The organism is Gymnodinialimonas sp. JB5-7 (assembly GCF_055693405.1).
This window is the reverse complement of record NZ_JBVFUX010000004.1, coordinates 539,505-566,133: the sequence shown is the minus strand read 5'-3', so window position 1 is coordinate 566,133 and position 26,629 is coordinate 539,505. Positions and strand designations below refer to the sequence as shown.

Genomic DNA, 26,629 nt, shown 5'->3' with positions numbered 1-26,629 from the left:
CGTGGCCGGGCGCAGGCCCTCATAGGCCGTGTGCAGGCAGCGGGTTTCAATGCTTGGCTGATCTTCGAGCTTCTGCATGAAATGGTCACGCCAGGCGAGGCGGGCCTCGAAACTCTTGAGCGAGCCGAGCCAGCCCGACCGGGTGCCTTTCAGCACGGCCCGGCGGGCGGCATTGGCGTGGACGGCTTCGCGGGGGAGAGGGTTCCGAAGGCGAGATGGGGCGAAAGGCGGGAGCAGGCGGTCGCGCCCTCAAGCGGCGAGGACATGGCGCGGCGATAGTCTTGCCCGCGCTCTGTCAGGAACGAGCCGAGCGTGGACAGTGCCATTTTACGACCGCCCCGTTGGCGACCGGGGCAGGGGTCGAAGGCAAGGCCGAGGTCGCGGGCGTCTGGGATTGCGCCCGGATCTTCGGGAAAGCCGCTCAGTGTGTCGGGCGTGTCGACCTGTGGCAGGCGCATGGCCTTTTCGCGGGTCTTGGCCCATTCGTCGCGGGAGGGCAGGCGGCGGTGCACGCCCATCTGCGGCACTTCCGTCCAGCGGATGCCAGCGGCACGCGCCCATGCGGCAACCTTTCGGTCGCGGGCATAGGACCAGAGGTTGCCGGTTTCCTCGTGGCTGATGATTTCAGTGATCTGGTGGGCGGCGCAGAGGGATGCGAGGGTTTCGACCGCGTCGCCCTGGCGGATGATCAATGGCGCACCGAGGCCGGCGAGATCTGCGCGCAAACCCTCAAGGCTCTCCGCGACAAAGCGCCATTGGCGGGCGGAGGCGTCGGGCTGCGCCCAGGCCTCAGGCTCGGCAATGTAGAGCGGCAAAACGCAGCCGTCCCGGGCCGCGGCCAGGGCAAGACTTGGGTTGTCCTGCACCCGCAGATCGCGTTTGAACCAAACAAGAACATTTGCCATGAGGCAGAGATAGCATGGCCGTTTGCATCCGCAACCATCCGCGTCGGTTGCGCGCCGTCTGGTCGCGCTCTAGCTATGCAGGATAGCCCAAGGAGCATGCCCCATGAAAGATGCCGCACCCGCCGCCCCCGCGCCGATCCGGTTGGAGGATTATACGCCGTTCGGTTTTCTGATCGATAGCGTGGAGTTGCATTTTACCCTTCATCCGACGGCGACGCGCGTGCGGTCCAAGATCGCATTTCGGCCCAACCCGGAGACCGATGATCGCACGTTCTTCCTGCATGGTGAGGGTCTGACGCTGCTGCGTGCCAGCATTGATGGGCAGGATTGGAAACCTGCGGTCCGCGAGGATGGTCTGGTGGCCATGGTGCCCGATGCGCCGTTCCTTTGGGAGGCGGAGGTGGAGATCAGCCCTGAAACCAACACGGCGCTGGAAGGCCTCTACATGTCCAACGGCATGTACTGCACCCAGTGTGAGGCCGAGGGGTTTCGCAAGATCACCTATTACCCGGACCGGCCAGATGTCATGGCGCCGTTCAAGGTACGGGTGGAAAGCGATCTGCCCGTCCTGCTGTCGAACGGCAACCCGGCGGGTGCGGGCAAAGGCTTTGCGGAATGGCATGATCCGCACCCCAAGCCCGCCTATCTGTTTGCGCTGGTGGCCGGCGATCTGGTGGCGCATTCGGACCATTTCACGACCGCAAGCGGCGCGCCCGTGGACCTCAACATCTGGGTGCGGTCCGGGGATGAGGATAAATGCGACTACGCCATGGATGCGCTGATCCGGTCGATGCTCTGGGATGAAGAGGTTTACGGGCGTGAATACGATCTGGACGTCTTCAATATCGTCGCCGTCGACGATTTCAACATGGGCGCGATGGAGAACAAGGGGCTGAACATCTTCAACTCCAAGTACGTGCTCGCCTCGCCCGAGACCGCGACGGACGCGGATTTTGCCAGTATCGAGGCGATCATTGCCCACGAATATTTCCACAACTGGACCGGCAACCGGATCACCTGTCGCGACTGGTTCCAGCTGTGCCTGAAAGAGGGGCTGACGGTGTTCCGCGACCAGCAGTTCAGTGCAGATATGCGCAGCGCGCCGGTGCAGCGCATTCAGGATGTGCTGACGCTGCGCGCGCGGCAGTTCCGCGAGGATGCGGGGCCGTTGGCGCATAATGTGCGGCCCGAAAGCTATGTGGAGATCAACAATTTCTACACGGCCACCGTTTATGAAAAGGGGGCCGAGGTCATCGGCATGTTGCGCACCCTGATTGGCGAGGATGCCTATCGGGCGGGTTGTACGCTCTATTTCGACCGTCACGACGGGCAGGCCTGCACCATCGAGGAATGGCTGGCCTGCTTTGAAGAGGTCACGGGCCAGGACCTGTCGCAGTTCAAGCGCTGGTATTCTCAGGCAGGCACGCCCAAGGTAACGGCGCGTTGGGGCGTGGAGGGGGATGAATTTGCCCTGCTCCTGAGCCAGGAGGTGCCACCAACGCCGGATCAGCCGATGAAAGAGCCTGCGGTCATCCCGGTGCGTCTGGCGCTTTATAGTGATGGCAAAGAGGTGGTGCCGGAGACGCTGGCGGTCCTGGATGGACCAGAAATGCGCCTGTCCTGGCCGCTGGACCAGGTTGGGACGGGCGTTGTGATGCCATCGCTTTTGCGCGGGTTCTCGGCCCCCGTGACGCTCGATGCGCCGACGACGTTTGCGGAACGGCTGGCGTTGATGCGCGATGACACGGATCCGTTCAACCGCTGGGAAGCCGGGCGCAGTGTGTTGCGCGAGGATCTTTTGAACATGATCGGCGGGCAGGCGTTCGTGGCGCCAGATCTGTTGGCCTCGCTTGAAGTTGTGCTGCGCGATACCTCTGTCGATCCGGCGTTCCGTGCGCTGATGTTTGCCCTGCCGTCAGAGGATGATCTGGCGCAGGCCTGTGTGGAAGCCGGGATCGTGCCGGACCCCACGCTGATCCACGCCAAGCGCAAAGAGATGCGGCGCGCGATTGCCGAAGCGATGACGGAGGAATTGATCCGCCAATATGAGGCCAATGAACCGGCTGGTCCCTATAGCCCCGCCGCCGAGCCCGCAGCACAGCGCAGCCTGCGCAACACGTGCCTGGGATATCTGACGGCAGTGGAGGGGCCGGCGCGCGCTTTGGCGCAGTATGAGGCCGCCACGAACATGACCGATCAGATAGCTGCCTTTGGTCGCTTGCTGGAAGCGGGCGATCCGGACATCGCGGCGCGGTTCGAGGCGCAATGGCAAGGGGACCGGCTGGTGATGGACAAATGGTTCATGTCGCAAGTTGCCTTGGCCGCGCCCGAGACGGCCGTGGAGCGTGCGACGCATCTGACCCAGCATCCGCTCTTCGACTACAAGAACCCCAATCGCTTTCGGTCAGTGATTGCGGGGCTGACGGCGGGCAATCCGGCGGGGTTCCACGACCCCTCGGGCGCGGGCTACCGGTTTGTTGCCGATTGGCTGCTGAAGCTCGATGCGTTGAACCCGCAAACGACGGCGCGCATGTCGACGGCCTTTGACAGCTGGAAACGCTACGATGCCGACCGGCAGGCCATGATGCTGGCAGAGTTGGACCGGATGGCACAGGCCGAGGGCCTGAGCCGGGATCTGGGGGAGATGGTGGCGCGGATGCGCGGTGCCTGACCGCCTTATCGGATCAGTTGCGTGACGCTCCAGACCCGTCCGATGAGGATGGGCTGGTGGAGCAGGTAGATGATCAGGCTGTGTTTGCTCGGAAAGCTCAAAATTCTGAGCGTAGGGGACAGATCAGGCGTATGCAGGCGCGCCCAAAGGCCTGCGCGGTCCATCGCCTTGGCGGCAGCCAGGCCAAGCAAGAACGCCGCAAACCAGGGAAAGATCGGCTCATAATCGACGGTGCGCAGCGGGATGGTTTGCAAGCCGGTCCACCAGAGCCACGGGGCATTGAACAGGTCAGATCGCGCAAAATCCGGCGCAAAGAATACCGTGATGGCGAGAAGCGAGGTGATCGCGGCCGGCAATCGCAGCGCGGCCAGCCCGAAAAGCGAGCAAAGCGCGATCGAGTGCAGGATCCCGAAAAAGACAAATGCATCTGGAAAGGCCATGTAGGTGCCGATCGTGACCAGAAGGGCTGCGCCGCAGACCTTGCCAAAGCGCCACCAGAAAGCGCGCCAGTTTATGCCGGACCCATGGGCCATCCAGAGCGACACACCGGCCAGAAACAGAAACGCGCTTGCCGTGGCCACCGCCAAGGCCCGCCAGGGGCCGGGCAGGGTGGTTGTGCCCGGGTCGAGATAGCCAAACAGTTCAAGATCAAACGCAAAGTGAAACACCACCATCGCGAGCAGCGCCGCCGTTCGCGCTATATCGATTGCGGGTATGCGGGCGCGGGCGGTTACGCTCGGTGCGGCGGGGGGCATGTCGGTTGCTGTCACGGCCTGTCCGGTCCCATTCGGTGATCCATTACGCGGACCCTAGCAGGCCGATTTGCTGCGCAACAACGGGTAATCTGAGGCGAGCAAGCCCAGAAAAAATACCTGAACTGCCCTGACCCGGACGCAGGCTTTCCAAATTGTCGTCACTTTTTGGCTCTTTGGTAAATCCATGACAGAGACATATGAACATTCCGTACGTCCCGGCAGCGCCGCATTGAGTGTGCTGAGCTTTATCGGACTTGGCGTTTTGGCCGCGTTCCTGTGGCAGGTGGCCCCCAGCTTCGTGCTTTTGATGGCAATCCCGGCTTTGATTGCGTGTATATGGCAGGTCATGAGCCTGCCGAAATACGGCATCCGCATCACGCCATCGACCTGGCAATTGCTTGGGGTTGAGGACGATTTCGTCATTCCCACCAGCCAGATCTCGTATCTGCGCATTCAAAAGCGAGACGAAACGCCGATCGTGGGTCTGATGTTGACCGATGGGACTGAAATCCGGTTGCCGACAGAATTCCTGCCTGACCTCAAGCAGCTCGCGCGCGAAGCGGCGGCCCGCAACGTTCCGGTACAAGGCTTGGCTTAAGCGGCCTCTGGTCGCTGAACCGGGCGGGTTTCGAACCCGATGGATGGCTCCGCTTGCGGGGCCATTTCTGTGTCTGGTGCCTGGCCCAGGTTGGCAGGGCGCATCACGGGACGGGTGGGCGAGGGCGGCAATTGGCAATAGTCCTGCCCGCGGACCCATTGGCGCATATCCTCGCGTTTGCGTTGGGAATGGAATGGCCCCCAATCCGCCGCAACGCCGCGCATCCCTTCGGCGATGACCTGATCGCGTGGCACGGTGATGCCCATGATCCGAATGCCGCAGCGCAGGTTTGCCGCGCCGTCCAAAAGCGCCTGTCCGGATTGGACATCGCAGTTGCGCCAATCGGCGGTGCCGGGCGCAATCTGCACAAGGCCGAACCAACGTCCACCGCCGCCGACTGCCGTGGGGCGGTGGGTGCTTTCGTGCCAGGCGAGGGTGGAGATCAGGCCGGTCCAGAAGGCCGCACGCTGTGCGGGTGAGGCTTGGAGGTATCCAGGGCACCAGGCGGTGATGTCGCGCGGCTCGACCTCCAACAGCGGCGCGCCGGGGCCGCGCAAGGCTGACAAGACTGCGGCCGTCCATGCCGATCCTCGCGGGTGGTCATCCCACCGGGCCGCAGGCACCGCCCAGGTGTCGCGTGGGGCGGGGCGCAGGCTGATCGCGGGGGCGAGAGGGCTGATCGACGCAATGTCGCTTTCTTCTATAAGAGGATCGAATTCTTCAGGGAGGGAAAGGCGATCCAAGCCGATGCCGGGATCCATCGCGCCTGCCGTGACCTCCACATCGATATCGTTCGCAGCCTGCCCAAATGCACGCTCCGGCACGGAACTGATGCAGACGGCAAGACCGCCCAACAGATAGAAAAGACGCAAGGCGCCCATGGTTTGGCCATCCCCCCGGATTGGCAGCAGGCAGGTTATTTAGCCTTTTGATCCGTTCTTGGGCAAGAAAAACGTGGCGGGCTATTGGGCGCAGTACGGTTGCGCAGAGATCCAGTCGCGCATCTCTTCGCGTTTGTTGGCTTGTACGAACGGGCCCCAATCTGCGGCGACGCCGCCGCGCCCGGCGGCCACGACCCCGTCACGGGGCACAGTTTGCGCCCAAATGCGCAGCGCGCAGGAGATGTTGGCGCTGCCGTCGCGCAAGGCCGCCCCAGAGGTGGCCTGGCAGCCGTAATGACGCGCGGTGGCGGGGCTGATCTGCACCAGCCCGTGCCAGCGCCCGCCGCCGCCGATGGCCTCTGGGTTCCAGGTGCTTTCGTGGCGGGCAAGGGCCGACAGCAGGCCCGTCCAGAACAATTGGCGTTCCGTTTGCGTGGCGTCGGGGTAGGCGGGGCACCATTCGGCAATGTCGCCGGGCACAAGGGTCGGCAAGACGGCAGCATGGGTTTCAAGCGCTGCAAAAGCAGTGCGGGTCCATTCGCCAGCCTCCGGGCGGTGATCCCAGCGCATCGCGACATCGTCGAGCTGGATATCTGGTGCATCGCGTCCAAAACCCGGCAGGTTGAGGTCGGCAAGGGTGGCGCAGGCGGGAAGCGACAGGAGGGCGAGCGCGGCCAGAAGGGCAGCGGGGGCGCGGGCGAAAATCGAAGGCATACGGGTACCGGTAATCGTGAGCAGACGGCGCGGGCTAGCGCAGCGGGCTGGTGGCCAGCAAGGCGAACGTTGCGCAAGCAACTGAAAACGGCTGATTTTCGCTGATCGAGAGAGGCGGTATTGCAGCCCCCTCTGGCCTTTGGTCGTTCTCGGACCTGCCTTGTGGTGCGCGCGACGCCCCGTGGCACCGCGCGCCCGGCTGTTCAGTAGGTGCGGATCAGGCCGACCAGCTTGCCTTGCACCTTTACCTGGTCGTCGCGGAACATCCGTGTCTCATAGGCCGGGTTGGCGGCCTCAAGCGCGATCATCCCCGACTTGCGACGCAGGCGTTTGAGGGTGGCTTCCTGATCTTCGACCAGCGCCACAACGATATCGCCGTTATCGGCTGTATCGCCCTCTTCAATCACCACGATGTCGCCGTCGTTGATCCCGGCGTCGATCATGGAATCGCCTTTAACTTCAAGAGCATAGTGGCTGCGGCCTGTGCCAAGCATCTGCTGGGGCACGGCAACATGGGCGGCGACCTGGCTGATCGCCTCAATCGGTACACCAGCTGCGATTTTACCCATCACAGGCAGTTCCGTGGCAGCCGCCGCTTCCACGGGCATGGCCCCTGCGGGCGGGTCGGCGCGGTCGCCTTCGATCACGCGGGGGGTAAAGCCGCTGCCACCGCCATCGGCCATTGCGTCGGGCATTTTGACGATCTCAATGGCGCGGGCGCGATGCGCGAGGCGACGGATGAAGCCGCGTTCTTCCAGGGCCGTGATCAGCCGGTGGATGCCGGATTTCGAGCGCAGATCAAGCGCCTCTTTCATTTCATCGAAGGAGGGCGGCACGCCGTCCTTCTGCATCCGCTTGTGAATGAATTCCAGAAGGTCCCTCTGCTTGCGCGTCAGCATCCCCGTCTCCTCGATTGTTGCGCCCGGTTGGGCAACTGCTCAGCTCTGCGGGCATATTCTGTGCCCGTTCAGGGTATGTTCTACCCCTGTTCCGAACAATTTGTCAACGAATCAGGAAAATAGCTGTGCGAGAGGAACATATTCCACAAGATCGCCCGCCCGCTTGCGCCCTTCATCTACCGGACGCACCAGCAGGGCGGAAGCGCCGGAGAGGATCGTCAGCAGGGATGAATCCTGGCTGCCGAAGGGTGTCAGCACTGGCAGGTCGTCGCCAGGTTCCAGGCGCGAGCGCATGTAATGCTCACGCGGGCCATTGGCGTCCAGGTCGACGCCGAGGCGCGCCTTGAGCCGCGGGCGCGGGCCGGAGGGCAGCCCGAGTATCGCGTCGATCATGGGGATCAGGAACAATTCCGCGCAGACCATGGCCGAGACCGGGTTGCCGGGCAGACCAAGGAGCGTCGCGTTGCCCAGTTTGCCCGCCATCAGCGGTTTTCCGGGGCGCATGGCGATCTTGTAGAAGGCGCGGTCGAGGCCGAGGTCCTGGGCCACATCACCCACAAGGTCATGGTCGCCCACCGAGGCGCCGCCGATTGTGACGATCACATCGGCGTCCTTGGCCATTTCGAACACCTGCTCCAGGCTTTCGCGCTTGTCGCGGGCGATGGGAAGTAGGCGGGCATGGCCTCCGGCGGCCTCAATCCGCGCCTTCAGGCCATAGGTGTTGGAGGCGATGATCTGGTCGGGTGCAGGGTCCTCGCCGGGGCTGACAAGTTCATCCCCCGTTGCGATCAGCGCGATGTCGGGCCGTTTGGAGACAGTCAGTTTCGGCGCGTTCATGGCCGCGGCGAGTGCGATATCGGCAGGGCTGAGGCGGCGGGGCGTGTCTAGGGCGGCGCCAGCGACGAAATCCGCACCGGAGGGGCGCATATTGGTGTTCGATCCAAGGTCGCGGCCCAGAATGATCCGGTCGCCGTCGCGTGTGACATCTTCCTGGATCACGACGCGATCAGTGCCTGCTGGCAAGGGCGCGCCGGTGAAGATGCGAAGGCATTCGCCTGGGCCAATGGTGCCCGGCCAATGGTGGCCTGCCGGCGCTTCGCCCACGACCTTCAGGCGGCGGCCGGGGATCGCCTCGACGTCACGGACGGCATAGCCATCCATGGCGGAGGCGGAGAAGGGCGGTTGATCCCGGTAGGCGGTGACGGGTGCGGCGAGCGTTCTGCCGCCAGCGTCTGCGAGGTGCACGATCTCAGAGCCGACTGGTTTGGCCAGCGCGAGGCATTTCGCAAGGGCCTCTTCAACGGAGATCAAGGTGAGACCTCGTACCTGCCGGATTTGCCACCGTCTTTTAGAACGACGCGCAGGCCGCTGATCTCCATGCTTTTTTCAGCCGCCTTCAGCATGTCGTAAACGGTTAGGGCAGCGGTGGAGGCGGCGGTCAGCGCCTCCATCTCTACACCCGTCTGGCCGGTGGTTTTCACGGTCGCCGTGATGCGCACGCCGGGCAGGTCCGTGTCCGGCTCCAGATCGACCGCGACCTTGGTAATCGGCAGTGGATGGCAGAGGGGATGAGGTCGGCGCATTTCTTCGCGCCCATGATGCCCGCCAGTCGTGCGACGCCCAGAACGTCGCCCTTCTTGGCAGTGCCTTCTGTCACCTTTTCAAGGGTTTGCGGGAGCATCTTCACGTAGCACTCTGCCACCGCGACCCGGTCTGTCACGGCCTTGTCAGAGACATCGACCATGTGCGCCGCCCCCTGGCCGTCGAAATGGGTCAGCTCGGCCATCAGGCTGGCACCGGCTCGGCCAGCAGGGCCTTGGTGGCGGCCGTTACATCGTCCTGCCGCATCAGGCTTTCGCCGATCAGGAAGGTGCGTGCGCCGTGGCGGGCCATATCGGCGAGGTCGGCGGGTTCGAAGAGACCGGATTCCGAGATCAGCATCCGGTCGCCGGGCACCCGTTGCGACAGATCGCGGGTGGTTTGCAGCGTCGTCTCGAACGTGTTGAGGTTGCGGTTGTTAATGCCCAGAAGCGGCGATTTGAGCGCCAGCGCGCGGTCCAGCTCGGCCCCGTCATGCACCTCGACCAGGGCATCCATGCCCCAGGCGAAGGCGGCGTCTTCCAGCTCAGCGGCCTGGGCTCCGGAAACGGATGCCATGATGATCAGGATGCAATCGGCGCCCCACGCGCGAGCCTCGGCGACCTGATAGGTGTCGTAAAGGAAATCCTTGCGCAGGCAGGGGAGCGACACGGCGGCGCGGGCGGCCTGCAGGAACTCCGGCGCGCCTTGGAAACTTGGTGTGTCGGTCAGAACAGAAAGGCAGGTCGCGCCGCCAGCTTCATAGGCCTTCGCCAAGGCGGGCGGGTCGAAATCGGCGCGGATCAAACCCTTCGAGGGGCTGGCCTTCTTGATTTCGGCGATCAGGCCGTAGCCGTCGGACTGCGCTTGCTTCAACGCGGCGCCGAAGGGGCGAACGGGGGATGCGGCAAGTGCTGCGGCTTCAACCTCGGCCAGGGGGCGCGCGGCTTTGGCGGCGGCGACCTCTTCCAGCTTATAGGCTTTGATCTTGTCGAGTATCGTGCTCATGGGTCCCGTCTTAGGCAAGGGGGGCAGGGCTGTCGAGAGGCGGGGCTCAGGCAGGCGCTTGTTTGCGGATCACCAGCGCCGCAATCCCGCCGATGGCTGCGAAGACGATGCCAAAGATCGCGCTGACAAGGATCGTGAGGTCATCGGAGCGCGCCGAGATGAACCGATCACCGCGCGTGCCTTCGATCTCCAACGGGTCGTCGGGCAGATAGACGATTGGTATTCGAACCTCTTCCCCGGCCTCATGGGACGCGAAATCCGCCTCACTCAGTGTTACTTGAGTAACGGCGCGCCGGTTATCGACAAGATAGACGATCTGCCCGAGGGCATAATCCGACCGGTTGCAGACCTTGATGGTCCCGCCCCGGCACGACAGGCGTTCGACATACTCCGCTGACACAAGAAGGGCGTCGGTCGCCACGCCGTCATCGATCAGCTGTTCGCCGATCCGCAACTCCCGCACCATGTGCAGGTAGAGGACGAGCGTGATCGTCAGCAGGACCAGCCCGATAAAGCCGAACCCAAGGGGCAGGATGTAGCGCTTCACTTGGCCGAGGTCACACGGGCTACGCCCGCAACCGCCGCCTTGGCTGCACCGCTGTCGATGCTGTCGCGCGCGATTTCCACGCCATCGCGCAGCTCTGTCACACGGCCCGCCACGATGAGGGCGGCGGCAGCGTTCATGAGCACCGCGTCACGGTAAGCGCCTTCAGCCCCGTCCAGAAGCGCCCGGAATGCCTGGCCGTTCTCCTCGGGCGTGCCGCCGAGAATGTCCTTGAAGGGATGCACGGGCAGGCCTGCATCCTCCGGGTGCACCTCGCGGGAGCGCAGCTTGCCGTCCTTCAGCTCGACCACGTTCGTGAAGCCGGAGATCGAGATTTCGTCCGTTCCGTCCGATCCATGGACAAGCCACGCGGCCTCGGACCCCAATTCCAGCAGCGTTTCGGCCATGGGGTAGATCAGGTCGATGGCGAAGGCCCCGGTCAGTTGGCGCTTCACGCCTGCGGGGTTCGTCAGGGGGCCGAGAATGTTGAAGATCGTCTTGCAGCCAAGCTCCTGCCGGATCGGCATGACATGTTTGACGGCCGGGTGGTGCATGGGGGCCATCATGAAGCCGATGCCGGCCTCTTTGATGCTGGCCTCCACCACATCGGCGCCGACCATCACGTCGATGCCCATCTGGGTCAGCACGTCCGCCGCGCCGGATTTGGACGAGAGGTTGCGGTTGCCGTGCTTGGCCACCGGTACACCCGCGCCTGCCACGACAAAGGCCGTGGCTGTTGAGATGTTCAGCGTGCCCATCCCGTCCCCGCCGGTGCCGACGATGTCCATCGCGCCTTCGGGGGCGTTCACCGCGATGCACTTCTCGCGCATGACCTGGGCCGCAGCCGCATATTCGGCCACGGATTCGCCGCGGGCCCGCATTGCCATGATCAGGCCGCCCATTTGCGCCGCACTTGCCGCGCCATCAAAAAGGTAGCCAAACGCCTCCTCGGCTTGCGCGCGCGACAAGGGGCCTTCGGAAGCCGCAAAGATGATGGGCTTCATCGCGTCATTTGGGTCGGTCATGCAGGCTCGCTTGTCTTTTGGGTCGTCTCTAGGAAGGTCTTGAGCATCGCGTGGCCGTGCTCGGACCGGATGCTTTCGGGGTGGAATTGCACGCCCTCGATGGGAAGCTGCCGGTGGCGCACACCCATGATCGTGCCGTCGCTGAGTTCGGCTGTAACCTCAAGCTCCGACGGCAGTGAGGTGCGATCAACGACAAGGCTGTGATACCGCGTGGCCTCAAGCGGCGAAGGCAATCCAGCGAAGACGCCTTTGCCCTCGTGCTGGATGACGCCCATCTTGCCGTGCACGATGTCGGTGTGACGCTCCACTTTGCCGCCGAATGCCGCACCGATGGTTTGGTGGCCAAGGCATACGCCAAAAAGCGGCATCTGCGCGCCAGCCGCCGCTTTTGTCAGGCTCAGGCAAATGCCAGCCTGCTCGGGCGTGCCGGGCCCAGGGCTCAGCACGATCCCGCTTGCGCCCGAGGCCATCGCGTCCTGCACGGTGATCTGGTCGTTGCGCACAACGCGGACATCTGCGCCAAGCTCGCCCAGATAGTGCACCAGATTGTAGGTGAAACTGTCGTAGTTATCGATCAGGAGCAGCATCGTCAGGCAACCTCACGCGAAAAGGGGTGAAGGCGACGCGCGCCCGCGCTATACATGTTTCAAAGCCGTGCGCGCGGGTCAAGGTAGGCCGGCACATGGTGTTGAATGTTCGGGCGTTGAACCCGGGCCAGAGCAGACAGGAGCATGGGCCATGGGCGGTCTGAGTGTCGGTATTCTTTCAGGTCTTTTGGTCTCTGGGCTGGTGCTTGCGGCGGTATCACTGAACACGCCCCTACCGCCGCGCCCCGGTGTCGAGGATGCTCCAGCGCTTGACGTGACGGTGAGCGCGGATGGAGATGAAGCTGAAGCAGCGGCTGAAGAGCCGGTTGCAGAAGAAGCCCCTGAAAATGACGCGCCGAGCGACGAGGCGCCTGCGGCGGATAATGGCGCGCAAGATGCGTCTGCGATTGCAGAGGAACCCTCTGGCGACGCAGAAGCCGCAGAAAGTGAAGCGGCCGTTGAAGGCAGCGCCGCAGTCGCGCCCGTCACAGATGCGGAAGCGGCTGATGCGGAAGCACCTGATGGGACGACGCCCGCCCAAGATGCCGCCCCGTCCGAGGATGCGGCCCCGGCCGAGGAAAGCGAACCAGATGTGGACGCTGCGGCCAGTGACGGTGAAGACACTGGCGCAGCAGCCCCGGCCACGGACATCCCGCTGCCATCAGGCTCTGAATTCAACCGCCCGCCGCCTGAAGAAGAGGCCGCCTTGCCCGCGACGGACGCTGCGCCGAACGCTGCCGCGCCTGCGGCACCGCAGCCAGCGGGCCTGTCCGCCGCCCCAAGTTTCGACACGGCCCCGGCAGCGCAGCCGCAAGTCTCCGCCGAAACGCCCGCAACCATCGCCGCAGCGCCTGCACTGGGCACGGCCCCCGATGCGCCGTCTGGATCGACCGCTGTTGCGGCAACAGGTGATTCCCCGGCGGCATTGAACTTGCCGCAGGTCAGTGCCACGCCAGCCGTGGAAACGGCCACGGCCCCGCTGCCCGAACCGGAGCCAGCGCCTGAGCCAGCGCCTGAGGATGTGCCAGTCGCAGCCGCCGAAGAAGAAGAAGCGCCCGACGTGCCTGAAATCGGCGTTGAAGATGAAGCGGCGTCCGGCGAAGAGATCGCTGCCCTTGATGCGACTGAACCCGAAACGCCGACACTCAATTCCCCACGGTTCCCGACCATTGGCGATGACGCAGCTGACGCGGACGACGCTCCAGAAGATGTTCCAGCGGACACGGCAACGCCGCGCTTCCCGCAGGTCTCTCGCCTGCCGCAAGCGGGTGGTAACGCCACATCGCCCGTGCCGGATGCGGAGCCTGTCGCCGAAGCTGAGGCCGAGGCCGAGGCCGAGGTTGAAGCGGATGTGGATGACTTGCCCGCAATACAGGCCTTTGCTGCGCCGTTTGATCCGGCGGACGAGCGCCCGTTGATGGCAGTGGTGCTGATTGATGAGCCTGACAGCCGGATCGAACAGACGACCCTGACGCGCTTCACTTTCCCAGTGGCCTTTGCCATTGATCCGCTGCACCCGGATGCCGCCGCGCGGGCCGCCATCTACCGGGAGGCCGGGTTCGAAGTGGTTCTTCTTGGCTCAATGCTGCCTGAGGGGGCGACGGCTGTAGATACCGAGGTGGCGGTGAGTGCCGCGCAATCCGTGTTGCCCGAGGCCGTTGCCCTGCTGGACACACCAGACAGCCGGATCCAGGGCGATCGCCCCGTCCTGGATGCGACGGTTGCGTTGCTGGCCGAGACCGGGCACGGGCTTGTCGCCTTCCCACGCGGGTTGAATGCGGCCGAGCAGACCGCCAACCGGGCGGGCGTGCCGAGTGCGACATTGTTCCGTTTGCTGGATGATGAGGGGGAACGCGCCACGACGATCACACGGTTCCTGTCGCGTGCGGCCTTTTCGGCGTCACAAGAGGGCACGGTGATTGTGGCGGGCCATACGCGTCCCGATACGGTGACGGCGCTGTTTTCCTGGGCGCTTGGCGACCGGTCGGCGGGCGTGGCCTTGGCTCCGTTATCGGCGGTCCTTTTGCGCGCGTCTGAGCCTTAGGCCCCACTCGGATATTCTGTCAAACGGAGCGCCTTCGGCGCATTCCTTCTTTGAGGCTGGGGGCGCTGCCCCCGCCGCGCTTTGCGCGCCTCCCCCGAGGTATTTTTGACCAATGGAAGACAGGGTGTTGCTGCGAGGCGGCAGGTCGGAGGAGGGGCCGTACGGGTTAGCGGTTCCCGTCGCGCGAAAACAGGCTGGCATCCTCGGCAGCTTTGCGGATCGCGCGGGATTTGTTGACGGTTTCCATGAATTCCGCCTCGGGATCGCTGTCGTAGACGACGCCACCGCCCGCCTGAATATACAGCTTGCCGTCCTTCACGACCGCAGTGCGCAGCGCAATGCACATGTCCATGTCACCGCCCGCGCTGAAATAGCCGACGCCGCCGCCGTAGACGCCGCGCTTTTCGGGCTCCAACTCGTCAATGATCTCCATGGCGCGGACCTTTGGCGCGCCAGAGACAGTGCCCGCGGGAAGGCCGGCCAGAAGGGCGGAGAGAGCATCATGATCGTCGCTCAACTCACCCACAACGTTCGAGACGATGTGCATGACATGGCTGTAGCGTTCGACGATGAATTCCTCGGTCGGGCGAACGGTGCCGATCTTGGAGACTTTGCCAGTGTCGTTGCGGCCCAGATCCAGCAGCATCAGGTGTTCCGCCAGTTCCTTCTTGTCGGCCATCAAATCGGCCTCCAACGCGCGGTCTTCCTCGGGCGTTGCCCCGCGCGGGCGGGTGCCTGCGATGGGGCGGATCGTGACCTCTTTGTCGAAGACGCGCACCAGGATCTCGGGCGAGGCGCCCACAACCTGGAACCCGCCGAAATTGAAGTAGAACATGAACGGCGAAGGGTTCGTGCGGCGCAGCGCGCGGTAAAGCGCGAAGGGTGGCTCGGGGAAATCGAGGGTCCAGCGTTGCGACGGGACGACCTGAAAGATGTCACCGGCGCGGATATATTCCTTCGCCGTCTCGACCGCTTGCAGGTAGGCCGCGTGTGTGAAGTTGCTGACAGGCTCGCCCAGGGGATGCGCATCGCCCATCTCGCGCGCGGCCACCGACGGCGCGCGTTCAAGATCGCGCAGCGCATCGGAAACGCGTTCTGCCGCCTGTGCATAGGCGGCGCGCGCCGACAAACCCGAAGAGACCCAGGCGGGGCTGACAACCGTGACCTCCCCTTTCACACCGTCCAGCACCGCAATGACAGACGGCCGCATTAAGACCGCATCCGGCAGCCCGAGCGTGTCCGGGTTCACATCCGGCAGATGCTCCACCAGGCGGATCATGTCATAGCCGAGATAGCCGAACAGGCCTGCTGCTGCTGCGGGCAGCTCATCAGGCATATCGATGGCGGAGTCCGCCAGCAGGGCCCGGATCGCATCCAGTGGCGCATCTGTGCACGGCTCAAACGTCTCACGATCATAGCGCGCGGCGCGGTTGATCTCGGACGTCTCGCCATGACAGCGCCAGATCAGATCGGGCTTCATCCCGATGATGGAATACCGCCCCCGCACTTCGCCGCCGGTCACCGATTCAAGAATGAACGCATCGCGGCCCGCATCCGTCAGCTTCAGCATCACCGAAACGGGCGTATCCAGATCAGCCGCCAGACGGGCGTGGACCAGCTGGTTTTCGCCACGCTCCCAGCCTGCGCGGAACGCGTCAAAGTCGCTCAGCTCTGCCATCAGGGGAAGGCTGCGTGGACGGAGTTGATGACGCCGGAATTCGTGGTGAACCCGGCCTCGGCCTGTGTGGCCTGGCCATAAGCCTCAAAGATATCGGTCGCAATGGATTGCGAGATTGTCTGTTCGAGGATCAGCAGAAGGATCGACGTATCCGGCCCGTCGCGCGTGGCAGAATTGATCGCATCAAGGCGGATCACATGGGCGGCCTCGGCGCCGGGGATCATGACAACATCACCCACAGCGTCCATCTGGAACACCTGCGCCACGGTGGTGGGCGGAAGATCGGGCAGCAGATCCTGCCTGCGGATCAAACGCTCCTCAGCGGTGTCGCCCAGATCCTCCAGCGTGGCACCAGTGGCCATCTGACCCAGCAATTCCGTGGCCCGCGCCGCAACCGCATCGCGCAGGGCGCTGATGGTCCAGGCTTCGGCCACCTCATCTTCGATCCCTTCCAGCGGCGGCAGGGTGGGCGGCACGATTTCATCCAGACGCAGAGCGAACAGGCCACCATCGGAGAGTTCCAGCAATTCCGGGAAGTCACGTTCTTCGACGGCTGTCGCCGCATCGCGGAAATTGTCGTAGGCCGCGATGCCATCCTCGGACGCAAGCGTGTAGTCGATGGTGCCAAAGGTCATGGCGGTGTCGTCGGCCAATTCCTCCAGAGTGGCGCCCCCGGCCAGCAGGTCGTCGATTTCCTCGCGCATGGCATCAATCTCGCGGCGTGCCGCGTCTTCTGCCATTTCGGCAGCAAGGTCGTCGCGCGCTTCGTCAAACGTGATTTCCGAGGCCTCGAGCACGGCGTTCACGCGGAACAGGGCGGGGCCAAGCGAGGTTTCAACCGGCCCGATGATTTCGCTTTCCTCGTCGGAGAAGATCGCTTCCGCGGCGGCGGCGCCCAAATCGTCGGCCGAGACCTCCCCGATATCGACGTCTTCCAGGGTCAGGTCACGCTCTTCCACCAGGGTGTCAAAGTCCGTCGCTTCTGCGGCAATCGCGTCAAATGCGGCTTGCGCATCTTCGACCGTTGAAAAGGCCAAACGTTCCAACAGGCGGCGTTCGGGCTGAACATAAAGGCTCAACCGGTCCTCGTAGAGGCCGCGCAGCTCGTCTTCGGCAAGGTCGACGTCATCCAGGATCTGATCCGGCGTGATCCAGGCATAGGTGATGCGGCGGGCTTCGGGCCGGGTGAAGCGCTGCGGGTTTTCCTCGTAGTACGCGGCGAGGTCCTCGTCGCTCGGCTCGGGCAGGTCTTCCGCCAACTCACCACGGCCCACGGTCAGGCGCGTGAAATCGCGCGTCTCGCCCTGATAGGCGGCAATGGTTTCAGCAAAAAGCGCGGGCGGGGTCAGGCCGCCAACCACTGCGGTCTGCAACAGCGCACGCGAGATGTCGTCGCGGGTATCCTCTTCGAATTCACGGGGGAGGCCCCTTGCTGCGCGAGGACGAATTCGTAGGTGTCACGGTCGAAACTGCCGGCGGTGCCCTGGAACGCCTGGATTTGCTGGATCTGACGCGCGACCTCTTCGTCGCCCACAGAGATGCCCATTTGCGCCGCCTCGTGGTTCAGAGCTGCACGCGCGATCAGGCCGGTCAGCACCTGCTCGTCCACGCCACGGGCGCGGAGTTGGGCGAAGGTCACGACTTCACCGGTATCCGCAATCTGGGCGCGGATTTCATTGTTGAGCGCGCGGTAGTAATCATCGGCCGTGATCTCGACATCGCCCACGCTGCCAACCCGGCTGGCCCCGCCCGCGAAGGAGCCGATGCCAAAGCCCGCAAGCGCCACGAAGAGCAGGCCCATCAGGATCCAGACAAAGATATTGCCGACTTTTTTTGCAGCGGATTTTGCCATTGCTCACGAGGCCTTCAGGTTCGGGTCAAAACAGTTCGCAGATCGATAAGCAATCGGCGGGCAGGGGGCAAGCGGTTCAGGCCGTGATTGCAGATAGGCGGTTCACCATTTCGCCCAGACCTGCCGCATCTGCGTTGGCAAATGCGATGCGCAAAGTGGCCTCCGCCTGACCCGAGCCGCCTTGCGCCTTCAATGGCCCGAACATCGTGCCGGGCAGAACCAACAGGCTTGCCTCGTCGACGAGCCGTTTCGCAACAAGGTCCGAGGCCTGGTCGAACGGGTGCCGGACATAGGCAAAGTAGGCCCCGGAGCCAAGCAATTCCCATTCGGGCAGCCGCTGGAAGCCTGCCCGGATCGCGTCGCGGCGGGCCAGAATTTCCAGCCGTTCACCGGCGAGCCAGTCGCCAAGGTTCTGCATCCCCCAAAGCGCGCCGATTTGGCCTATCTGGGGCGGGCAGATCGCGACGGTGTCGAGGAATTTCTCAACTTCGGCCAGCCGTGCCTCCGACGCCATCACGGCACCGACGCGATGCCCGGTAAGCCTGTAGGCCTTGGAGAAGGAATAAAGATGGATCAGCGTGCCGTCCCAATCGGGGTCGGTGAACAGATCATGCGGTGCGCCCTCGGCGGAATGAAAATCGCGGTAGGTCTCGTCTACGATCAGCGCCAGGCCATGGGCTTTTGCAAGATCGTAAAACGCGCGCATCAAGAGGGCAGGATATTCGACACCGGCCGGGTTGTTGGGCGAGACAAGCACGATGGCCTTGGTGCGATCGGTGATCAGGGTTGCGGCCTGCTCGGGGTCGGGCAGAAGATCTGCGCCGGTTGGCAGGTAGACGCCGCGCACGCCGCCCATGTCCAGCCACATCTGGTGGTTGAAGTAAAACGGCAAGGGAAGGATGACCTCGTCCCCCGCACCCGCCAGCGTCGACATCACCGAAGTAAAGGCCTGATTGCAGCCCGCCGTGATCGCGACCTGCGCGGCACGCACCGTCCCGCCATACCCAGTGCTCCACTGCTGTGCCAATTCTTCGCGCAGCGCGCCAAGACCCAGCACAGGTCCGTAAAGATGCACCGACGGGTCCGTCAGCACCGCATCGGCCATGGCCTGCATCAACGGCTCTGGCGGCGGGTCGACGGGTGCCGCCTGGCTGAGGTTCATCAGCGGGCGATCGGCAGGGAAAACCTTGCCCTCGATCCAGCGCCGGGCCTCCATGACCGGGGGCGGAAAGGTTGCCACAAAGGCGGGATTAACCGGTTGCATCTGGATGACTCCTCATACCCATGGCGTGCGGCCTGCCCATTTTTGTTCCATGAAAATGCAAATCAACCCGGCCTCGCCCAACGCGAAACCGCCCGATGCTGCAAACACGCTTCGCCTCACGGAAGCAAATACGGCATAGAGGGCCGGCCAGCCATGGGCGCCAATGGCTGCATCTCGCCTAGAACGGGATTTCGTCGTCCAGGTCGGACCCACCGCCGCCGCCACCGCCGAAACCGCCGCCGCCTTGGCCGCCGCGGTCATCGCCGCCAAAGCTCCCGCCGCGATCGTCGTAACCGCCACCGCCACCGCCGCCATAGCCGCCACCACCGCTGCCGCCGCCGCCATCGCGACCATCGAGCATGGTGAAGGTGCCGTTCAGGCCCTGAATGACCACCTCCGTCGTATAGCGATCATTGCCGGATTGGTCCTGCCATTTACGGGTCTGCAGCTTGCCCTCGACATAAACCTTGGAGCCCTTGCGCAAATATTGCTCCGCCACGCGCACCAGGCCTTCCGAGAAGATGGCGACGTTGTGCCATTCCGTCTTTTCGCGCCGCTCGCCGGTGTTGCGATCTTTCCACGTCTCAGAGGTTGCGACGCTGAAATTGGCGACCTTACCCCCGTTCTGGAAGCTGCGGATTTCGGGGTCGCGCCCCAGATTGCCGATCAGAATGACCTTGTTGACCGAGCCTGCCATGTGAATTCCCCCTCTGTCTGTCTTGCACCGGGCCGCTGATTCAGGCCGCAGCGCTTTCGTCGGTTAGACCATCGCAACTTGGTGAAGAAAACCCTAATCCGGCGCGGATTGACCGTCGCTCTGGATCAACGCGGCCCAAGCCGCTATGTTACGGCCAATTATCCACAGCCCAGTTGTTGCGCCTCGTGTTCCATATTCGTCTGCTGCCCACTGCGCTTGCCGCCGCACTTCTCGCCGTGCCCGCCGCCGCCCAAAGCGGGCTGGACCGGCTTGATCGGATGATGAATGTGCTCGATGGACGTGCGGCCACCCAATACGAATTCTCAAACCGGCTGCGCCCGGAAAGTGAAGTGGAACGGGGTCTGCTAGACTATGAAGGCGGCTATGACGGCCCGTTTCTTGAGGTCGCCCGATCCGCCGCACGGCGGCACGGCATCCCGGAGGATATGTTCCTGCGCCTCGTGCAGCAGGAAAGCGGCTGGAATACCGAAGCGGTCAGCCACGCAGGCGCGCTTGGGCTGGCGCAGCTTATGCCAGACACAGCCGATCTTTTGGGGGTGGATCCGCTTGACCCGGTGGCCAATCTTGATGGTGGCGCGCGCTACCTTGCACAGCAATATCGCCGGTTCGGCAACTGGCGCCTGGCGCTTGCGGCCTACAATGCCGGCCCGGGCGCGGTTGAACAACATGATGGCGTGCCCCCCTTTGCCGAAACCCAGCACTATGTCCGCGTGATCCTTGGCTCGCGCAGCTGACGGGGTCCCTCCCGGACCCGAGGAGGAACCGCAGGATGAGAGCGCCTTTACGCTAACCAATGCGCTCAGATTCGTTGAAGGGCTGGCCTTTTGCTGCCTCGCGACCTTGATGATTGTCTGGGCCGTCGATCGCAGTCGCAACATCGATTTTGATCCGGTGACAGTGCAGATCTGCGAAGGCGCGGACTGTGCTACGCCGCCCGCGGACACTGCTGATCAGGCCTACGCGCAATTTACGGCGACACTTGATGGACGGGGCCTGATTGCCTTTTCATCCGCCAATACCTGCGCCTTTGCCGCCGACGTTCTGCAGAACCGCGCGACGGAGGAAAGCACTGAGCTGATGCTTGAGCTGATCCAGAGCCGCGGGACGATCACGCTGACGCGCCCGGGCGATGGCACCGCCATCGTGGCACCGGGGCCCAACAATGACGGATTTGGCGACATCCTACGCGATGCGTTCCGCTGGCAAGCGCCCAGAGGGTGCCACCCGATGAACTATGCCTCCATCTTCTGGCCGCTGTGGACGGTCTGGATGATTTTGATCAATTGGCGGTTGTTGCGCCACCGCCAAGGTGTGTGGGCAAGCCGCGACAGCTAGCGCCCTTACGCAATGGGCGTATCGGCCCCCAGCGCAACCAGCCTTGCACGCAATGCAGCGGCCCGAGCATCCCCGGCCTCCAGCGCGAACACATAGGCATGTGTCAAGTAGAAGGCCTTTGCTTCCGTGTGCGCCTCTGCCGCCTCCGCATAAAGCGTTACGAGTTTTGCACGGTCTCCGCTGGCATGGGCCGCCAGTAGCGCCGCATCCAGACCCGCTTTATCCAACCTGGTCAGCGTGCCGCCTCGATCCGTTCTGCAACCCAAGCGTGGAACAGATGCGTTGGCCCGTCCATCGCGGGGGAAAAGCGGCCACCATCAAAGCCCTGCGCGGCACGACCCTTCTGCATGCCTTCGACAACGAAAATGTCCTCTTCAAACACCGTCTTCCATTGCGCGGTATTGGCCGCGCGCAGCGCGTCGTCCGTTTCAGCCACCGGATAGTAGAGGTGAATATGCTCGCGCGTGCGGTTGTGGGCCAAAGGCTCCAGCACAATCGCGAAGGCATGGTCGCGATGCACCCCCATCAAGACGTTCGGAAAGACCGAGATATATTCGGCCCCTGCATCCCAATGGTCGCTGAGCCCCGCGAAATCGGGGAACATCGCGCCGTTATCGCCCTTGAGCTGGCGGTAAACATAGGTGCCCTGGCCCGAGAACTTGCCGGGTTCTTCGATATGATAGTGGTCTTCCAGCCGCGAATAGCTGTTCAGGCCGGGATGTACCCAAGGCAGGTGATAGCTTTCGCAGTAATTCTCGACCGCCAGTTTCCAGTTGGTCGCAACTTCCAAAGTAAACCGGCTGTCTGCGCCGCCATGGTAAATCGGTTGTTCGAACTCCACCCAGCGTTGCAGAAGATCCGCGTGCACCTCCTCAAAGGCTGGCGCATCGCCCGAGAGGTTGATGAACACCACGTCACGCCAGATATGGCTGCGCACCTCCGCCAGACCGAGCGTGGCTTTGTCTATCCCCGCATGGGCGTTTTGGCCCGGCCCGCCGACATGGGGCGTGGCCACAAGGCGGCCCGCTTTCGAATAGCACCACGAATGGTAGGGGCACCGGATCGCGCCTTCGATCTTGCGCGGCTCAGAGACGAGGATCATGCCCCGGTGGCGGCAGATGTTGAAAAACACCCGCACGGCCCCGTCATCGTCGCGCAGCAGCAAAAGCGGTTGGCCAAGGAACTCTATCGGTTTGGCATCGCCCGGCTCGGGCACGTCGGCGCCGACCGCAAGGGCGGCCCAGGTCGCCTCCAGCACAGCCTTGTTTTCCGCCGCGATAGTGGCGGGGTCTGTGTAATGTTCGTTGGGCAGGCCATGGGCGCGCTCAATCGGGGCCATGACATCGGCAAGGGGGCGCATCCGGTCGTCGGGCATGGGAAAGGCTCCTGCGGCAGCGAGTTATGCTGCTACTCTGCCGCCCTGTCCGCCGCTGCGCTTTTCCATGGGCGACATTTTTGCTGCCCATGAAGACATGGGCCGCGCTAGCCCGGCTCACCGCCCAAAAGGTCCGTCACCGGCGCACCGGGCGGCAGGTCGAGCACCTCGCGCAGCGTCGCGCGCCCGCGTGCCAGGCGAGATGTGACGGTGCCAAGGGGCAGGCCGGTCTTCCGCGCAATCTCGGCATAGCTGAGGCCATCCATAGCCCGCAGTCGTAAAAGCACCTGCTGATCTTGTGGCAGATCGGCCAGCGCCTCCAGGGCCTCGGCACAGGCAAGTCGCGTGACCCCGTCTGAGCCGCGCGGGGCGGCGATCTCTTCATCCGCCTCTTCGGTGGGCCGCGCGATGGAATAGCGGGCAAAGGCCCGGTGTCGCAGCGTGGCAAACGCATAGGCGCGCAAATCCTCGATCGGGGCAGCATCGCTGTGACCGTCCAAGATCATCGCCATGCGCGACCAGACCCGCAGCAACGTATCTTGCACAAGATCATCGGCATCATCGCCAGTGCGCGCCAACCGCCGCGCGCTGCGCTGAAGGTCGGTCAAAAGTGCCGTGAAAATGCGCGTGTGGGGCAGGGCGGTTGGATCATCGTCTTCGCCGAACGGCATCGGGGGAAGGGCAGAGGGAGCATCGGACATGGGCAGGCGACCTTTCGAAGGGAAAAGGCAGGTTCCGTGAGTGAGGCTCAAAGGCTCTGCCCGCCGCGCAGGTCCCGCAAGAACCCGGACACGCGCGGCCCAAGACGCGCCCTTTGCCGCCCATTACACGCCCCGTCGGGCAAGCGATTGCCGATGATTTCAGCCTCGGCGGGACGTCGCGCATGGACTCGGCCGGTGTTGGGCGGGCGGTTGCCGATCCGGGGCGGCGCTTATGCCCCGGCGGATCATAACGCCGTCCAGACCCTCTTCCCTAATAGACGCGCCGCCAATCCCGGTGACGCGTCTGAACGCAAACCTTTATGGAGGGAAATCTCCCATGCGATCCGAATTCAAAACTCCCCGTCTTGCCGCCGTCACGATTGCCGGCGCATTCGCCGTCCTGGTGGGCGGGGCGTCCTTGGCCATGGGCCAAGCCGAATCCGTGGACACCGATGGCGACGGGATGGTCAGCTTTGCCGAGCTGCTCACGCTTATGCCCGCGCTGACCGAAGAGGAATTCCAGGCGCTTGACGCAGATGCCGATGGCCTGCTCAGCGCCGATGAAGTTGGCGCTGCCGAAGATGCTGGCCTTATTCCGGCCGGATAATCAGTAGCGTTCTCTGACCGGTTCGCCCCTGAACCGGTCAGGGACAAGGCGCGGGGCGGGGCAGACGGCCTCCGCGTCTTGATATGATCTAATCTGCGAACGGGTCCGCGATGGGCGTATAACCCGGCAGCCGGCCCCGGTTCACGCCCCAGATCTGATCCAGATACCGGCCATCGGCCACAATCACCGCATCCAGAACCGACGCATCGGCGACATCTTCGCTGGCGGTGGCCAGCGGTTGGACGGTGACAAAGGACACCACAGTGTCCAACCCTTCGATTTCATAGCTGATGAAATAGACAGCCGTGGGCCCGGCTTCGGCAAAGCGGCCGCGCCCCTCGAATACGATCCCTTCTGATCCGAACCGCGCATGTAAATCGCCGCGCGTGGTCTCTCCGAATGTCAGCCCTTCGATGGGGGTGGGCTGTTGCCCGGCTCCCTCCGACCGCCACATCTCCAGATACAAGACCTCTCCGATTTCGGCGTCGCGGGTTGCCGACATCGAAAGGCCGTCCTCGAACTGCCACAGCGAATAGGCGAAGGGATGCGCCACTTCCGAGCCCAAAGGTTCGGGCGCCGTATCAGGGATCGGCTCGCCAAGAGTGACACCGCGGAAATCCTGCGCTGCGACCGGGCTGGCAAGGATCGCAAGCAGCGCCAGCGCCAAGCGCATCAAAGACCCCGCGCGATGGCGGCAACACCCGTCCGGGCCAGCTTCACTTCGCCAAGCGGGCGCATCAACTCCGTGAAGGCATCAATCTTGTCAGGCATGCCCGTCAGCTCGAACACGAAGCTCTCCAACGTGCTGTCGACTACATTGCAGCGGAAAATCTCGGCAATGCGCAGCGCCTCGACCCGGTGCTCGCCCTTGGCCACAACCTTGATCAGCGCAAGCTCACGGCTAACAAACGGGCCCTCGACCGTCAGGTCCGCCACTTCGTGGACCGGCACCATCCGGCCAAGCTGCATCTTGATCTGGTTGATCACCTGCGGCGTGCCGGACGTCACGATGGTGATCCGCGACCTGTGCCCGCCATGATCGACCTCTGCCACGGTGAGGCTTTCAATGTTGTAGCCTCGGCCCGAGAACAGGCCGATGACGCGCGCCAGCACGCCCGGCTCGTTCTCCACGAGGATCGCAAGCGTGTGCGTTTCAATCGCGTCAGACATATGGCTGCGCAAATCGTAAGCGGAATGGCTGGTGGAGCCTTGTTCGATATTGAGGGCCATGGGCGTCGTGTCTCCTTCGTCGCGGGCGGTGTGCCGCGCGCGGGGTGGAAAGGCAAGAGGTCAGGGGATCAGCGAGGGGAAGGCCTCGTCGATGGTTAGCGGGAAGAGGATGGGCGCGGTGCGGGGGCCACCCAGATAGGTCAGGTCCAACCCCAATCCTTCGAAGTGCGTGCGCAGCGAAAGGATCGCCGAGCTGAACACGGCGTCTTCCGGGATGGGCGGGACGTCCGGTTGAGGGTCTGACAGGCTTCCCCGAACAGGCAGGTCAAAACTCAGGATGACCAGTAAGTCAGGGTCGGAGGCATGGTCGAAGACGAGCGTGACCCTTCCATCAAATGCATTCGGTGCCACCAAGCCCGGCGTGTCGAGGCCCGGCGCATCCCGCCCCAAACGCTCCATCACCTCTCCAAGCGTCATTTCATTGATTTGAAGTCCGCCGTTGTCCGGCGCGCCTGAACCGAACGGAAAAGACGCGGAACTGAGGCGCTGGATCACGCCGGCATCATCGTAGACAACCACCACCGCCTGCTCATAGGGCAAAGGATAGCTGGACCGCGTCAGGCCGTTCACATAGTCGACGGCCGATGCCTCGCCAATCGGCCCAAGGGCTGAGGCATGCATGCCCGGGCGCAGCCCGCGAAAATCCTGCGCCGTGGCGGGCAGGGTGGTCAGCACGCAAAGGGCAAGCGCACGCAGGATCATGAGATCGGCACCCCGCAGGCCGGTTCCGGCGGAAGCTGCGGGAAGTCCGCGTCGAAACTCTCAAGCTCTACAAAGGGGTGCTCGGGCAGAAGGAAAGGCGGCTCACCATCAGCCAAGCCATAACGGTCGCCCGGAAAGACACCGCCCTGAACCACGGTCTCGAACAGGCGCTGTTCCGTGAAGCAGTGGAAGCCGCCGGGATCGAACGGCCCAAACGCCCCCGGCGCATATTCATAGCAAACCTGCGCGCCGAAGGTGGGCGTATCGAACAGGTCGCTCGAGTCGAGCCCCCCATCGCGCCCCTCATCGCCCGACCCGTCGTTCTGCCGTTCCTCAACTTCCGCGTCGCTATAAACACCCCAGGTGCCCACGATCACATCCTCGATCCCGTTGAACCAAAGATAGGCCGTGCCATCACCCGCCGTGTATTCGATCTGGTTGCCGCCAGTGTCGTAGAAATGCACCGTCCGCCCGCAGAGCAGGTCGAACAACGCATCCACGGCGCCCTGCGCGCTGGCAGGACCGGCGGCGAGAAGGGGCAACGCCCCGAGGAGCGTGCATTTACGAAGGAGTCTTTCAAACGACATGACTTCTCTCATTTTTGCCGAAGCATGCGTGCGAAAAAGGCTAGGTGACCAGTGGGTGCAATCCCCATCACCACTAAGAACCAAAACCAATCTTGTTCAAAAAACATCCGATATCGGCGAAAGTCGCTAATGTCATCGAATAGGCGCTCCGAAAAGCCTAGAGCGATTAGCCAACCGACAACGACGCAGATGAACACCAGTACAGCCCAACCCAGCAGCACACGCACCACGCTCAGTTGCGGCCGACCATAATCATCGTTCACCATCGACAGCCCGATCGCATAGATCGAACCAAATGAAATGGCAGCTGCGTTTAAAGCAGCTGTCAAGACGCAGGCAAAGATTGTCATGGGGTCGTCAAACATAAGTAC

The 26,629-nt window shown here is 63.5% G+C and carries 29 protein-coding genes and 1 pseudogene; 6 read left to right on the top strand and 24 right to left on the bottom strand.

Annotated elements, in window-relative coordinates; all coding sequences use genetic code 11:
* Window positions 1–149: 149 nt before the first annotated feature.
* The gene (locus ACZ1HK_RS03575) at window positions 150–905 is read right to left on the bottom strand and encodes a deoxyribodipyrimidine photo-lyase (protein WP_472627491.1); all 756 of its coding nucleotides are present in this window, start codon (window positions 903–905) and stop codon (window positions 150–152) included.
* Between the two features lie 103 nt (window positions 906–1,008).
* Between ACZ1HK_RS03575 and pepN the strand changes: the two genes are divergently transcribed.
* Entirely contained in the window at window positions 1,009–3,576 is a 2,568-nt protein-coding gene (gene pepN, locus ACZ1HK_RS03570) for an aminopeptidase N (RefSeq protein WP_472627490.1), read from the top strand.
* 5 nt (window positions 3,577–3,581) lie between these two features.
* On the opposite strand, the gene ACZ1HK_RS03565 is transcribed toward pepN, so the two are convergent.
* Window positions 3,582–4,346 carry a heparan-alpha-glucosaminide N-acetyltransferase gene (locus ACZ1HK_RS03565; RefSeq protein WP_472627489.1) on the bottom strand — a complete coding sequence of 255 codons (765 nt, stop codon included), beginning with the start codon at window positions 4,344–4,346 and terminating at the stop codon, window positions 3,582–3,584.
* A gap of 169 nt (window positions 4,347–4,515) precedes the next feature.
* On the opposite strand from ACZ1HK_RS03565, the gene ACZ1HK_RS03560 reads away from it, so the two are divergent.
* The gene (locus ACZ1HK_RS03560) at window positions 4,516–4,929 is read left to right on the top strand and encodes a hypothetical protein (protein ID WP_472627488.1); all 414 of its coding nucleotides are present in this window, start codon (window positions 4,516–4,518) and stop codon (window positions 4,927–4,929) included.
* Here ACZ1HK_RS03560 and ACZ1HK_RS03555 read toward each other — a convergent pair.
* From ACZ1HK_RS03555 to ACZ1HK_RS03515, 9 genes and pseudogenes are all read right to left on the bottom strand, one after another.
* Window positions 4,926–5,810: a transglycosylase SLT domain-containing protein gene (locus ACZ1HK_RS03555; RefSeq protein WP_472627487.1), complete on the bottom strand. Its 885-nt coding sequence runs from the start codon at window positions 5,808–5,810 to the stop codon at window positions 4,926–4,928. The genes ACZ1HK_RS03560 and ACZ1HK_RS03555 overlap by 4 nt on opposite strands.
* 81 nt (window positions 5,811–5,891) lie before the next feature.
* Window positions 5,892–6,524, bottom strand: a complete 633-nt coding sequence (locus ACZ1HK_RS03550; RefSeq protein WP_472627486.1) for a transglycosylase SLT domain-containing protein — start codon at window positions 6,522–6,524, stop codon at window positions 5,892–5,894.
* A gap of 203 nt (window positions 6,525–6,727) precedes the next feature.
* Window positions 6,728–7,423 carry a transcriptional repressor LexA gene (gene lexA / locus ACZ1HK_RS03545; RefSeq protein WP_472627485.1) on the bottom strand — a complete coding sequence of 232 codons (696 nt, stop codon included), beginning with the start codon at window positions 7,421–7,423 and terminating at the stop codon, window positions 6,728–6,730.
* Window positions 7,424–7,534: 111 nt separating this feature from the next.
* A complete protein-coding gene (locus tag ACZ1HK_RS03540) occupies window positions 7,535–8,734 on the bottom strand; it encodes a molybdopterin molybdotransferase MoeA (RefSeq protein WP_472627484.1) in 1,200 nt (399 codons plus the stop codon).
* Window positions 8,731–9,209, bottom strand: a pseudogene (moaC, locus tag ACZ1HK_RS03535) (cyclic pyranopterin monophosphate synthase MoaC). The gene ACZ1HK_RS03540 and the pseudogene moaC overlap by 4 nt, the downstream one beginning before the upstream one ends.
* The gene (gene trpC / locus ACZ1HK_RS03530; RefSeq protein WP_472627483.1) at window positions 9,209–10,009 is read right to left on the bottom strand and encodes an indole-3-glycerol phosphate synthase TrpC; all 801 of its coding nucleotides are present in this window, start codon (window positions 10,007–10,009) and stop codon (window positions 9,209–9,211) included. Before trpC ends, moaC begins: the two are co-directional and overlap by 1 nt.
* Before the next feature lie 46 nt (window positions 10,010–10,055).
* Entirely contained in the window at window positions 10,056–10,556 is a 501-nt protein-coding gene (locus ACZ1HK_RS03525; RefSeq protein WP_472627482.1) for a hypothetical protein, read from the bottom strand.
* Complete coding sequence (trpD, locus tag ACZ1HK_RS03520; RefSeq protein ID WP_472627481.1) at window positions 10,553–11,578, bottom strand: anthranilate phosphoribosyltransferase; 1,026 nt, start codon at window positions 11,576–11,578, stop codon at window positions 10,553–10,555. The genes ACZ1HK_RS03525 and trpD overlap by 4 nt, the downstream gene beginning before the upstream one ends.
* Window positions 11,575–12,165, bottom strand: coding sequence for an anthranilate synthase component II (locus ACZ1HK_RS03515; RefSeq protein WP_472627480.1), 591 nt, complete (start codon window positions 12,163–12,165; stop codon window positions 11,575–11,577). Before ACZ1HK_RS03515 ends, trpD begins: the two co-directional genes overlap by 4 nt.
* Window positions 12,166–12,316: 151 nt before the next feature.
* Between ACZ1HK_RS03515 and ACZ1HK_RS03510 the strand changes: the two genes are divergently transcribed.
* A complete protein-coding gene (locus ACZ1HK_RS03510; protein ID WP_472627479.1) occupies window positions 12,317–14,209 on the top strand; it encodes a divergent polysaccharide deacetylase family protein in 1,893 nt (630 codons plus the stop codon).
* A gap of 166 nt (window positions 14,210–14,375) precedes the next feature.
* Here ACZ1HK_RS03510 and trpE read toward each other — a convergent pair whose 3' ends face one another.
* The 5 genes from trpE to ssb all read right to left on the bottom strand — a co-directional run bounded on the left by trpE (window position 14,376) and on the right by ssb (window position 19,700).
* Window positions 14,376–15,887: an anthranilate synthase component I gene (gene trpE, locus ACZ1HK_RS03505; RefSeq protein WP_472627478.1), complete on the bottom strand. Its 1,512-nt coding sequence runs from the start codon at window positions 15,885–15,887 to the stop codon at window positions 14,376–14,378.
* Complete coding sequence (locus tag ACZ1HK_RS03500) at window positions 15,887–17,260, bottom strand: peptidylprolyl isomerase (protein ID WP_472627477.1); 1,374 nt, start codon at window positions 17,258–17,260, stop codon at window positions 15,887–15,889. The genes trpE and ACZ1HK_RS03500 overlap by 1 nt, the downstream gene beginning before the upstream one ends.
* On the bottom strand, window positions 17,233–17,739 hold the full coding sequence (locus ACZ1HK_RS03495) for a SurA N-terminal domain-containing protein (protein ID WP_472627476.1): 507 nt from the start codon (window positions 17,737–17,739) through the stop codon (window positions 17,233–17,235). Before ACZ1HK_RS03495 ends, ACZ1HK_RS03500 begins: the two co-directional genes overlap by 28 nt.
* A 76-nt stretch (window positions 17,740–17,815) precedes the next feature.
* A complete protein-coding gene (locus tag ACZ1HK_RS03490; protein ID WP_472627475.1) occupies window positions 17,816–19,003 on the bottom strand; it encodes an aminotransferase in 1,188 nt (395 codons plus the stop codon).
* Window positions 19,004–19,181: 178 nt separating this feature from the next.
* Complete coding sequence (gene ssb, locus ACZ1HK_RS03485; RefSeq protein ID WP_472627474.1) at window positions 19,182–19,700, bottom strand: single-stranded DNA-binding protein; 519 nt, start codon at window positions 19,698–19,700, stop codon at window positions 19,182–19,184.
* A gap of 185 nt (window positions 19,701–19,885) precedes the next feature.
* On the opposite strand from ssb, the gene ACZ1HK_RS03480 reads away from it, so the two are divergent.
* Together ACZ1HK_RS03480 and ACZ1HK_RS03475 are read left to right on the top strand one after the other, a co-directional pair.
* A complete protein-coding gene (locus ACZ1HK_RS03480) occupies window positions 19,886–20,455 on the top strand; it encodes a lytic transglycosylase domain-containing protein (RefSeq protein ID WP_472627473.1) in 570 nt (189 codons plus the stop codon).
* Window positions 20,456–20,564: 109 nt separating this feature from the next.
* Window positions 20,565–21,056, top strand: a complete 492-nt coding sequence (locus ACZ1HK_RS03475; RefSeq protein WP_472627472.1) for a hypothetical protein — start codon at window positions 20,565–20,567, stop codon at window positions 21,054–21,056.
* A gap of 5 nt (window positions 21,057–21,061) precedes the next feature.
* Here the strand turns inward: ACZ1HK_RS03475 and ACZ1HK_RS03470 are convergent, their stop codons facing one another.
* The 3 genes from ACZ1HK_RS03470 to ACZ1HK_RS03460 all read right to left on the bottom strand — a co-directional run bounded on the left by ACZ1HK_RS03470 (window position 21,062) and on the right by ACZ1HK_RS03460 (window position 23,132).
* Window positions 21,062–21,283 (bottom strand): hypothetical protein, encoded by a 222-nt coding sequence (locus tag ACZ1HK_RS03470; protein ID WP_472627471.1) that lies wholly within the window; start codon window positions 21,281–21,283, stop codon window positions 21,062–21,064.
* A 5-nt stretch (window positions 21,284–21,288) separates the two neighbouring features.
* A complete protein-coding gene (locus tag ACZ1HK_RS03465) occupies window positions 21,289–22,431 on the bottom strand; it encodes an aromatic ring-hydroxylating oxygenase subunit alpha (protein ID WP_472627470.1) in 1,143 nt (380 codons plus the stop codon).
* 107 nt (window positions 22,432–22,538) lie between these two features.
* Complete coding sequence (locus tag ACZ1HK_RS03460) at window positions 22,539–23,132, bottom strand: RNA polymerase sigma factor (RefSeq protein WP_472627469.1); 594 nt, start codon at window positions 23,130–23,132, stop codon at window positions 22,539–22,541.
* 337 nt (window positions 23,133–23,469) lie between these two features.
* Between ACZ1HK_RS03460 and ACZ1HK_RS03455 the strand changes: the two genes are divergently transcribed.
* Complete coding sequence (locus ACZ1HK_RS03455) at window positions 23,470–23,739, top strand: EF-hand domain-containing protein (protein WP_472627468.1); 270 nt, start codon at window positions 23,470–23,472, stop codon at window positions 23,737–23,739.
* An 88-nt stretch (window positions 23,740–23,827) separates the two neighbouring features.
* On the opposite strand, the gene ACZ1HK_RS03450 is transcribed toward ACZ1HK_RS03455, so the two are convergent.
* Genes ACZ1HK_RS03450 through ACZ1HK_RS03430 form a run of 5 tightly spaced genes read right to left on the bottom strand, consistent with a single transcriptional unit; the run spans window position 23,828 to window position 26,623 of the window.
* On the bottom strand, window positions 23,828–24,412 hold the full coding sequence (locus ACZ1HK_RS03450) for a hypothetical protein (protein ID WP_472627467.1): 585 nt from the start codon (window positions 24,410–24,412) through the stop codon (window positions 23,828–23,830).
* The gene (ilvN, locus tag ACZ1HK_RS03445; protein WP_472627466.1) at window positions 24,412–24,969 is read right to left on the bottom strand and encodes an acetolactate synthase small subunit; all 558 of its coding nucleotides are present in this window, start codon (window positions 24,967–24,969) and stop codon (window positions 24,412–24,414) included. Before ilvN ends, ACZ1HK_RS03450 begins: the two co-directional genes overlap by 1 nt.
* 60 nt (window positions 24,970–25,029) lie before the next feature.
* Window positions 25,030–25,671, bottom strand: coding sequence for a hypothetical protein (locus ACZ1HK_RS03440; RefSeq protein ID WP_472627465.1), 642 nt, complete (start codon window positions 25,669–25,671; stop codon window positions 25,030–25,032).
* Window positions 25,668–26,258, bottom strand: a complete 591-nt coding sequence (locus ACZ1HK_RS03435) for a hypothetical protein (RefSeq protein WP_472627464.1) — start codon at window positions 26,256–26,258, stop codon at window positions 25,668–25,670. Before ACZ1HK_RS03435 ends, ACZ1HK_RS03440 begins: the two co-directional genes overlap by 4 nt.
* An 8-nt stretch (window positions 26,259–26,266) precedes the next feature.
* Window positions 26,267–26,623 (bottom strand): hypothetical protein, encoded by a 357-nt coding sequence (locus ACZ1HK_RS03430; protein WP_472627463.1) that lies wholly within the window; start codon window positions 26,621–26,623, stop codon window positions 26,267–26,269.
* Window positions 26,624–26,629 lie beyond the last annotated feature (6 nt).

Excerpts from the sequence above, each read along its gene's own strand:
- trpC (WP_472627483.1), bottom strand. The coding sequence starts at position 10,009 with ATGAGCACGATACTCGACAAGATCAAAGCCTATAAGCTGGAAGAGGTC.
- ACZ1HK_RS03460 (WP_472627469.1), bottom strand. The coding sequence starts at position 23,132 with ATGTCCGATGCTCCCTCTGCCCTTCCCCCGATGCCGTTCGGCGAAGAC.
- ACZ1HK_RS03455 (WP_472627468.1), top strand. The coding sequence starts at position 23,470 with ATGCGATCCGAATTCAAAACTCCCCGTCTTGCCGCCGTCACGATTGCC.
- ACZ1HK_RS03465 (WP_472627470.1), bottom strand. The coding sequence starts at position 22,431 with ATGCCCGACGACCGGATGCGCCCCCTTGCCGATGTCATGGCCCCGATT.
- lexA (WP_472627485.1), bottom strand. The coding sequence starts at position 7,423 with ATGCTGACGCGCAAGCAGAGGGACCTTCTGGAATTCATTCACAAGCGG.
- ACZ1HK_RS03490 (WP_472627475.1), bottom strand. The coding sequence starts at position 19,003 with ATGCAACCGGTTAATCCCGCCTTTGTGGCAACCTTTCCGCCCCCGGTC.
- pepN (WP_472627490.1), top strand. The coding sequence starts at position 1,009 with ATGAAAGATGCCGCACCCGCCGCCCCCGCGCCGATCCGGTTGGAGGAT.
- ssb (WP_472627474.1), bottom strand. The coding sequence starts at position 19,700 with ATGGCAGGCTCGGTCAACAAGGTCATTCTGATCGGCAATCTGGGGCGC.
- ACZ1HK_RS03550 (WP_472627486.1), bottom strand. The coding sequence starts at position 6,524 with ATGCCTTCGATTTTCGCCCGCGCCCCCGCTGCCCTTCTGGCCGCGCTC.
- ACZ1HK_RS03430 (WP_472627463.1), bottom strand. The coding sequence starts at position 26,623 with ATGTTTGACGACCCCATGACAATCTTTGCCTGCGTCTTGACAGCTGCT.
- ilvN (WP_472627466.1), bottom strand. The coding sequence starts at position 24,969 with ATGGCCCTCAATATCGAACAAGGCTCCACCAGCCATTCCGCTTACGAT.
- ACZ1HK_RS03495 (WP_472627476.1), bottom strand. The coding sequence starts at position 17,739 with ATGGCAAAATCCGCTGCAAAAAAAGTCGGCAATATCTTTGTCTGGATC.
- trpE (WP_472627478.1), bottom strand. The coding sequence starts at position 15,887 with ATGGCAGAGCTGAGCGACTTTGACGCGTTCCGCGCAGGCTGGGAGCGT.
- ACZ1HK_RS03450 (WP_472627467.1), bottom strand. The coding sequence starts at position 24,412 with ATGCGCTTGGCGCTGGCGCTGCTTGCGATCCTTGCCAGCCCGGTCGCA.
- ACZ1HK_RS03510 (WP_472627479.1), top strand. The coding sequence starts at position 12,317 with ATGGGCGGTCTGAGTGTCGGTATTCTTTCAGGTCTTTTGGTCTCTGGG.
- ACZ1HK_RS03435 (WP_472627464.1), bottom strand. The coding sequence starts at position 26,258 with ATGTCGTTTGAAAGACTCCTTCGTAAATGCACGCTCCTCGGGGCGTTG.
- ACZ1HK_RS03515 (WP_472627480.1), bottom strand. The coding sequence starts at position 12,165 with ATGCTGCTCCTGATCGATAACTACGACAGTTTCACCTACAATCTGGTG.
- ACZ1HK_RS03575 (WP_472627491.1), bottom strand. The coding sequence starts at position 905 with ATGGCAAATGTTCTTGTTTGGTTCAAACGCGATCTGCGGGTGCAGGAC.
- ACZ1HK_RS03555 (WP_472627487.1), bottom strand. The coding sequence starts at position 5,810 with ATGGGCGCCTTGCGTCTTTTCTATCTGTTGGGCGGTCTTGCCGTCTGC.
- ACZ1HK_RS03440 (WP_472627465.1), bottom strand. The coding sequence starts at position 25,671 with ATGATCCTGCGTGCGCTTGCCCTTTGCGTGCTGACCACCCTGCCCGCC.
- ACZ1HK_RS03475 (WP_472627472.1), top strand. The coding sequence starts at position 20,565 with ATGATTGTCTGGGCCGTCGATCGCAGTCGCAACATCGATTTTGATCCG.
- ACZ1HK_RS03560 (WP_472627488.1), top strand. The coding sequence starts at position 4,516 with ATGACAGAGACATATGAACATTCCGTACGTCCCGGCAGCGCCGCATTG.
- trpD (WP_472627481.1), bottom strand. The coding sequence starts at position 11,578 with ATGACCGACCCAAATGACGCGATGAAGCCCATCATCTTTGCGGCTTCC.